Origin of the sequence: Streptomyces sp. H39-C1, from assembly GCF_027158125.1 — a bacterium.
GTDB classification, from domain to species: Bacteria; Actinomycetota; Actinomycetes; order Streptomycetales; family Streptomycetaceae; genus Actinacidiphila; species Actinacidiphila fildesensis.
Genome location: NZ_JAPVLS010000174.1, coordinates 1 through 7,733 on the forward strand (window position 1 = coordinate 1; position 7,733 = coordinate 7,733).

At 68.8% G+C, this 7,733-nt stretch carries 8 protein-coding genes and 1 pseudogene; 2 read left to right on the forward strand and 7 right to left on the reverse strand.

The window, feature by feature from the left end:
- Nucleotides 1-192, reverse strand: a pseudogene (locus O3W51_RS46435) (winged helix-turn-helix transcriptional regulator); the annotation flags it as partial.
- Between the two features lie 130 nt (nucleotides 193-322).
- Between O3W51_RS46435 and O3W51_RS46440 the strand changes: the two are divergent.
- Nucleotides 323-1,195 (forward strand): aldo/keto reductase family oxidoreductase, encoded by an 873-nt coding sequence (locus tag O3W51_RS46440; RefSeq protein ID WP_138357191.1) that lies wholly within the window; start codon nucleotides 323-325, stop codon nucleotides 1,193-1,195.
- 251 nt (nucleotides 1,196-1,446) lie between these two features.
- On the forward strand, nucleotides 1,447-1,758 hold the full coding sequence (locus O3W51_RS46450) for a hypothetical protein (RefSeq protein WP_269290015.1): 312 nt from the start codon (nucleotides 1,447-1,449) through the stop codon (nucleotides 1,756-1,758).
- Here O3W51_RS46450 and O3W51_RS46455 read toward each other — a convergent pair.
- The 6 genes from O3W51_RS46455 to O3W51_RS46480 form a co-directional block, all read right to left on the reverse strand.
- On the reverse strand, nucleotides 1,742-2,485 hold the full coding sequence (locus tag O3W51_RS46455; protein ID WP_269290017.1) for a hypothetical protein: 744 nt from the start codon (nucleotides 2,483-2,485) through the stop codon (nucleotides 1,742-1,744). The genes O3W51_RS46450 and O3W51_RS46455 overlap by 17 nt on opposite strands.
- 330 nt (nucleotides 2,486-2,815) lie before the next feature.
- Nucleotides 2,816-3,556 carry a hypothetical protein gene (locus tag O3W51_RS46460; protein ID WP_269290019.1) on the reverse strand — a complete coding sequence of 247 codons (741 nt, stop codon included), beginning with the start codon at nucleotides 3,554-3,556 and terminating at the stop codon, nucleotides 2,816-2,818.
- Nucleotides 3,553-4,155: an RNA polymerase sigma factor gene (locus O3W51_RS46465; RefSeq protein WP_269290021.1), complete on the reverse strand. Its 603-nt coding sequence runs from the start codon at nucleotides 4,153-4,155 to the stop codon at nucleotides 3,553-3,555. The genes O3W51_RS46460 and O3W51_RS46465 overlap by 4 nt, the downstream gene beginning before the upstream one ends.
- A 657-nt stretch (nucleotides 4,156-4,812) precedes the next feature.
- Complete coding sequence (locus O3W51_RS46470; RefSeq protein WP_269290023.1) at nucleotides 4,813-5,274, reverse strand: hypothetical protein; 462 nt, start codon at nucleotides 5,272-5,274, stop codon at nucleotides 4,813-4,815.
- A 377-nt stretch (nucleotides 5,275-5,651) separates the two neighbouring features.
- Entirely contained in the window at nucleotides 5,652-6,164 is a 513-nt protein-coding gene (locus tag O3W51_RS46475; protein WP_269290025.1) for a L,D-transpeptidase family protein, read from the reverse strand.
- A gap of 1,004 nt (nucleotides 6,165-7,168) precedes the next feature.
- Nucleotides 7,169-7,621 (reverse strand): hypothetical protein, encoded by a 453-nt coding sequence (locus tag O3W51_RS46480; protein ID WP_269290027.1) that lies wholly within the window; start codon nucleotides 7,619-7,621, stop codon nucleotides 7,169-7,171.
- Nucleotides 7,622-7,733 lie beyond the last annotated feature (112 nt).

Genomic DNA, 7,733 nt, shown 5'->3' on the forward strand with positions numbered 1-7,733 from the left:
CGACCGGGGCTCGCCGGAGCAGTCGGCGCCTGGCTGATGCGAGCCGCCGCCGCTGCCGAGCGCGGCCAGGATCAGCGTGACCCACTTGTCGGAGAGCCGGTCGAGCAGCTTGCGGCTGGGGCAGACCGCCAGGAAGGCGTCGTACTCCACCTTGGCCTGTGCCCTCTGCTGGACCGCCGTCATCGTTGCCATGGACCGCTCCTCTCACCCGCGGGTGCCTTACGCACTCCGAAGTACCTACTTCCCAGCAGGAAGCTACATGTCAATGATGGGGCAAGACGCCGCTAGGAACCACCCCCTGTCTCACCACGAAAGGCACACCATGAGCACCCCCTCCGCCTCCCTTCCCGGCGGCACCTGGCCCCTGGGCGACCTGACCGTCACCCGGTTCGGCTACGGCGCCATGCAGCTCGCCGGCCCCTGGGTCATGGGGCCGGCGGCCGACCGCGACGGCGCACTCGCCGTCCTCCGCGAGGCCGTTGACCTCGGCATCACCCACATCGACACCGCCGACGCCTACGGGCCGCACATCACCAACCAGCTGATCCGCGAAGCGCTGCACCCGTACCGTGACTCGCTGCACATCGTGACCAAGGTCGGTGCGACCAGGGACGAAGAGGGAGGCTGGCCCCCGGCCCGACGGCCCGAAGAGCTGCGCCGGGCCGTCCAGGAGAACCTGGAGAACCTCGGCCTCAACGCGCTGGATGTGGTCAACCTCCGACTCGGCGACGCCCAGGGCCCCGTGGCCGGTTCGCTCGCCGAGGCGTTCGAGGCGCTCGTCGAACTCCAGCAGCAGGGTCTGATCCGGCACCTCGGCGTGAGCAACGCGACGGTGGAACAGGTCGCCGAGGCGCAGGCGATCGCGCCGATCGCGTGCGTGCAGAACATGTACAACCTCGCCCACCGCCACGACGACGCGCTGATCGACGAGCTCGCCGAGCAGGGCATCGCCTACGTGCCCTTCTTCCCCCTCGGTGGCTTCAGCCCGCTGCAGTCCTCGGCGCTTACGGCCGTGGCCGACCGACTGGACGCGACGCCGATGTCGGTCGCCCTGGCCTGGCTGCTGCAGCGGTCGCCGAACATCCTGCTGATCCCCGGCACCTCGTCGGTGGCGCACCTGCGCGAGAACATCGCGGGCGCAGGACTCTCGCTCTCCGACGAGGATCTGGTCGAACTGGCCAAGATCGGCCGATAGCCCCACGGAACTTCCCAGTGGATGGGCCGGATTGACCCTCCGCCGCTCGGGCAGCAGCGCCGCGAATTGGTCCCACAACGGGTCGGTCAGCGATGTTGGAAGGACGGGCACAGGTCTCCCCCATGGTCACAGAATGTCGCAACTCCATGATCACTGGCACCTATGCTCGCCTTCTCGCCGAGGCCCCCATGGCGCCTATGTGCGCGAGCTCTAATTAACGGCGGATCTGTTGATCATGGAGACGCCAAGTGATGAGCATGGGTGGCCATGCCACAGCGCTCGGCATGGCCGAGGAGACCTACCGACAGTTGGAGACGACCAGTCACCGCGGCCGGCTCAGCTCCGGCCGCTACGACTCCGCCCAGGACCGGTGGATCCTGTGGCGGGAGTGGGCACCGCCAATCTTCGGCGTCACCGCCGACCGGCTCCTCCCCGCCGAGCAGTACACCCAGGAGCACTGGCAGGCCGAACGGGAGAAACGCTGGGCGACGGGGAGAGTACGGCCAGCCACTCACAACCGAGCCACACGGGCCGATCATCAGGGGTTCAAGGACGGGTTCTGAGCCGCCGGCCCCGTCCGACTTCGCTCTTACGAAACCACCGGCCGTCCAGGTTCGATGGCACGGGACAGCTGCTGTCCCGCTGCCTGCGCAGCCCGCGCAGCGCACCGCGTAGTCCGCGATTGCGCGCTGCCTGATTCTGGCGGCACGACCAGCAGGAGACGCCGTCCTCCGGTGGGACGGCAACGCCCATCTCCTCAGCGTAGGGGTCGGCCGGCTCGTTCACCGGGATGCTGCAGTCCGGTGTCGCGCACTGCACTTCTTCCTGCTGCTCGTCCTGGTCGTCCTGGTCGTCCTCGTCCCACTGCTGCTGCAGTGCGGCGCGTTGTGCTGCCCGCTCGGCCTCCCGGCGGGCCTCGGCTGCTGCACGACGCGGCCGTTCACGCTGCCAGTAGGCCGCCTTGGTGTGGGTGTCGGTCAGCGCCTGCAGCAGCGGCTCGAACTCGCCGCGGCCCTGCGCGACGCGCCGGAAGGACGGCCCGTGCAGGCCGTGCTGCTGCAAGCGCTCCAGCGTCGTGAGCACCAGCGGAACCGTGCCGGTGAAGTCGAGGAAGCCGTCGTCGTCCTCGCTGAACCAGTACTTCTGCGCTGCCCAGTGCTCGCGGGTGAGGTCAGCCAGGGTCTGCATCCGGTTGGCCAGCGCCTTGGGGCCGGCCCCGGTGAAGACGAACGCCAACGGCGGCCAGCCCGGCAGTCCGGTACCCGGGTAGAGCGTCTGCCAGTACGCCACGGTCCCGGCCTCCCCGGTCCGGCGTGCCGTCCAGGTGCCCGGCGCGGCCGCGTCGTCACCGCACCGCGCAGCAGCTGGCGCGTGATGCGCGCCCCGGCCACTGAGACGCGAGCGTCGGTGCCCGTACGCGATCCGGAGTGGGTCGCCCACCGCACCCAGGAAGACGAGGGAGGCACAGCGTGAGCACCGAGCAACCGGGCGCGGACACGTACGGCCAGGAGCTGGCCCGCATCAGCCAGCGAGAGCGCCCCGTTCCTCCTGGTGAACGTTGGTGCCGGTAGGTGGTCAGCGCGACCGCGTTGCTGTTGGGCGGGTGCGTTGCGCCTGGTGTCAGCTACCGGGCTGCCCCTTGTGCGAGGGCTTCGGGCTGCGGTGGCTGTTGTCTGGTGCTTCAGCCGGTGCTGTCGTGGGTGCGGTCAGCAACTTCTCGCAGTACGGGGCTACGTTCCGCGCCCCGCCCGCCGCCGCCTCCAGCCGGGACCAGGCCGCCGAGTCCCCGGCCTTGCCGTGCCCGATGGCCCTTTCGTACGCGCGGCACAGCGCCTCGGCGTTCTGCGCGGGGGCGGGAGCATCGGCGAGGTCGTGCTCGCCGCTGTTGCCGCGCGCCGGACCACCCGTTGAGGCATGCTGCGATGCCTCCGGGTCCGGCTCCGGCGTCTGCTCCCGCTTTGTCTCTGGCCCACCAGGCCGCTGCTGGGCACTGCTGCTTCTCGACGACCCGGGGGTCGGCTTGTCGTCGCCCTCTCCCCCGAAGGGATCGGGCAGCGCGCCCGCGGCCATCGCGACCCCGCCGATAGTCACGCTTGCCACCAACGCCGCTACGGCCGCCTTCAGTGAACGTGCTCTGCTGTGCTGCGGCTTGGGCCTCCAGTCGTCACGGCGCCGGGGCCTCGCGTCGGCATGCGCACCGGCGTCGCGCGCCGTCCTGAACGCGGTCATCGCCTGCTCGGCCGCGTCCGGGTCGACGGGACAGGGCCGAGCGGCAGCAGCAAGCAACGCGTCGAGCGCGGGCTCCGCCTCACGCACATCCCGCGTGTCCCACTCGTCCGGAACGTGTCTGCTGTCGCTCATCTCGAACCTCCCTCCGCACGGGCTGCAGTATCTGTCACACGTTCCGCGAGCCGCTTCAGCCCGCGATGCACGGCGGTACGTATCGCACCGGGCCGTTTGCCCAGCACCCGCCCGGTTGCGGGCCCGTCGAGCCCCACCACTACACGCAGTAGTACAGCCTCCGCCTGGTCCTGCGGCAGCGTGGCTATCAGCTCCAACGCCCGCTCGGTGGCCAGCGACTCCAACACCTCACCGGCAGTGTCCTGAGCGCCTGGCATCTCACGAAGGTCCTGCTCGATGAGCGAACCCCGCGGCCGATTCTTCTGCCGCCGCAGATGGTCGAGCGCGCGGTGCCGCGCGATGACCGCGGTCCAGCCGCGAAATCCGGCCCCGTCACCACGGAAGCGTCCCAGATCGCGGGCAATCTCCAGCCAGGCATCGGACGCCACGTCCTCGGCGTCTTCGCCGACCAGTCCGCGCAGAAATCCGAGCAGTCCTGGCTGCACCATCCGGTACGCGATCTCGAAGGCGTCCTCGTCACCGGCCTGAGCGCGCTCGACAGCAGCCCCCAACTCGGCGTCGTACGCCTGCGCACGACGGTGCCCCACAGCCTTGTTCACACATTCCTCTTCGCCCCGGCACGGCACCGATCACCGTGCCCGCAGCCCTCGCCGATGTAAGCGCCGGGCCGCACAAGAAGGTAACAGTTGTTCGAAAGGGAACCTCCGCAGGGAACCTCCGCAGCGTAGGACCTCGTCCCGTCAGACGTCTTGCAGCATCCCGCCGTCCGGGAGATCGACGATCTCGGACGGTGCGCGGGTGGCAGGGCATGCCGGGGTCTTCCGTACTGAGCCGGACCGTCATCGGCATTCCGTCGTAGTCGCCTTCCCTGTTCCGGATGTATCGATCGCCGTGAGCCGCCACCAACATGATCAATGGGTTGTCGTCGCCCTCCTCGTCGGCGACCGATCACTGGTTCGCGTCCGTCTGCTCGACCGGAAGTCGGCGCGCGCTGTCCATCGCAGATGCCTCCGGCGGGAACAACTTGTCGAGATCGCAGGAGGCGGCCCGGCTCGGTCGGAATCCGCACGCTCGAGGAGCCCAAAAGCCGGCTAGGCGGTCCGTGCCCGCCCCGTCTCCTTCCGCCTCACGGCCTCGTCCTCCGCCGTCGGCTGCGCGGAGGCGGCGGAGGAGTACCTGTCGCCCTGCCCGGTCACGCCGCACGAGACGGCCAGTCCGGCCCCATCCCCAGCGCCACACCCCGAGCCACTGGTCGGCTACACGCCCGACTTCGCCCCCGCCCCCACGCAGACCCGCGCTCGCGTACGACGACGCCCGTGCAACTGTAGATACAGCTCGCGTACGGATTCACCGGCGCCTATCTCGAACCGCTTGACCACCTTGCCGAGTGGATTCCACACCCGCCCGTCGGGCATGCGGACGCCGATCAGCTGCCCGAAGAGCGCCCGCTGCGCATCGTCGTAGTCGACCCAGACCGCCCCCGCCCGCCGCACCAGCACCTCGCCGACGTACGCCCCAAGCTCGAACAGAGCACCGTCGACATCGGTACGCACCTTCGCGCCCTTGCGCAGCCCGTCCACGACGAAGTCGACGACCCGCAAACTCTCCACCGAATAGTCGAGCGGCAACCGGTTCCGCGCCGTGACCCGCTCCACGAACGCCGCCACATACGGCCGCATCAACCCCGCATCCACAACCCGCTCACGCCCTGCCTCCATCGCAGATCTCCCTCCCCGCAGCGCAGGCCGCCGAGCACGACCTCCGCTAGCCCAGCGAAAAGGCTCCCCAAAACGTCACATGGGCGAGGCGTGGCAAAGCTCACGTGCCGGCTTCGGACTCCGCGTAGGACCCTGGGGCGGTGTTGAGCGTCGGGCGGCCGGCAGTGCTCGTAGCGCGCCGAAATATCCGGCAGCCGAGACCAGACCGCGGGGCCGGTGGGGCCTACACACCCAGCCGTGCCCGGGCTTGCCACGCATCGGCGGTCGCCGACCGTTGGAGCTAGGCGAGCGCTCCGTCATGTCACATGACCTTCCGCAGCCTGTTGTTGTCATCCCGGCCGCCTCGGATCTGCTGCCTGACCCGGGAGCCCACCCGGTCAGCCAATGGCGATGCGTGGGTGCGCGCCGGGCTGAATCCACGTCATGATCCGGTCCATCGTGGCGCGGGGCACCGAGACGCAACCGGCCGTCGCTCCGCTGCCGTTGACGTGAAGGAAGATGCCGGCGCCACGGCCCGGCGTGGCCGGCCAGCGGTTGAAGTTGATGACCAGGGCCTTGGCGTACTGGGTCGGGTAGTTGATCAGGTGCTCACTGCCGCGGTCTCCGGACTCGGTGAGAGGGAAGTCGGCGCCGGTCGCGGTGTGCATGGAGTTGTAGTACTTCGACTCGGAGTCCTCGACCCACCAGTAGGTGGAGTTCACCCGGGTGTACGGCATGGTGGTGCCGCCCGCCTCGACGCCGAAGCCCTCAGTGATGGTGTAGGTGCCGGAGGGTGTGGTGGAGGTGTTCTGGCGGCGGGTGGCGCCGTCGACGATGCCGTTCGAGCCGACCCGGCCACTCGCGGAGAGGACGGACTTCCAGCCGGACGACCCCTTCGACCATGCAGTCACGGTGGCGTAAGAGCCACTTGTCCTGACGGTGATGAGCTGCGTGGCGTTGCCGACGGTGACCGGGACGGGGAAAGCGGGGGCGTGCGGCGCTGCGGCGGTCTGGGTACTGCCGGTGCCGTCCGAACCTCCTCCGGTCGTCGAACCATGAGAGGCCCGGGCAGACGCCGAAGCGCTGCTCGGTGCCTTCACGGAAGCGGAGGCCGAAGTGGAAACCGAGGCCGAGGCCGACGCGGAAGAAGTGGCCGAGGGTGAGGGGGTGGTCGAGGGTGATGAGGTCGCCTCGTCCGTCGCCTCGCTCCCCGCTGCAGCCTCGACGCCCGAAGCAGGGCTGGCCGAAGCGGGGTGGCTGCACCCCGACGCCAGAAGTATCGCGCCGACGGCGGCCAGTGCGGCGGGAAACTTGCGGGACGAGGACAGCACGGTGTCTTCCTTCGGTCTGCGACGGCGACCCCGGCCGAGGAGCGGCACGGGAGAATCAGGCCGGTTCTATAGCACGCCGCAACAGAAAAGCGAGCGCGCGGACCTTTCGGTCATCTGGCCATATTCCAACGCCGATGTGCCAGGATTCCGGGCCATTGAGTCGCCGACACCCCGCAATCTCCCCCACCCGCCCCAGGCCGGCTCGTTGGGATATAGCCGCCCCCGAGACGCCTCCATACATCGACACCATCGACGCCCTCAGCAACTGGGCGGCGACCGAGACCTGGCTGGAACCCCCGTTGCCCGCCGACTGCAAGGAACTGATCTCGGCGTACGGCAACTCAAAACCCCAGGTCCTGGGACTGCAGAGGCAGAAGAGACCTCAGCGAACTCTGAGGATATTTGTTAAGAAACGACCTCAGCCTGAGGCACCTCGTCGGCGGCCTACTTCACTTGACGGGCGGGGGCTCGAAACGGAGCCCGCACAGGCGACCGCGCGTGTCCCCGACCCTGCTGAACAGCGATCGCCCCCAGGAACCCTGGGGGCGATCGCTGTTCGTATGTGCCTGCGGATCAGTTGCCGATCAGTCGATGCGGTCACTCAGGCCCAGCACCTTCGGAAATTCGCTGGGGAAGTCCCCGGGCATGCCCGGCACATCGATAGTGCGCCCATACACGCCGGCCAGGAACTCGACGGCGCAGACCGGGAACTCGATCCAGTCGCCGTTGTCCGTGCGGACGACCACCGGCCAAGCGTCCGGGTCCGTGGGGCTCGTCTTCCAGTAGAAGACGTCCCCGCAATTGGACGACGCCCAGCTGATCAGGCCTCCCGGCTGCGGGAAGGGCACATAGCCCTGGGTGTCGTCCATCTCGTACAGGTCCTGAAGGATCTCGTCATTCCTGGACTCGGAGGCCCATGACACCTCGGCACCGGGCGTCGGGATGGACACCATCAGGAAGTCGTCGATGACCAGCACCGGATACGTCTCCGCCAGAGCGCGGAAGTCCGAGGGCAGCGCCGTCCAGGGCGGTTGCAAGTTCCGGGGTCGTGCGGCTGGTCGGGTTGTGACCGGTTGGGGCGCATAGCAGAGCAGGCACGGGCTTCGTGATCATTGTGGTGTCTAAGCCAGATGATCATGAGGTGGCCCG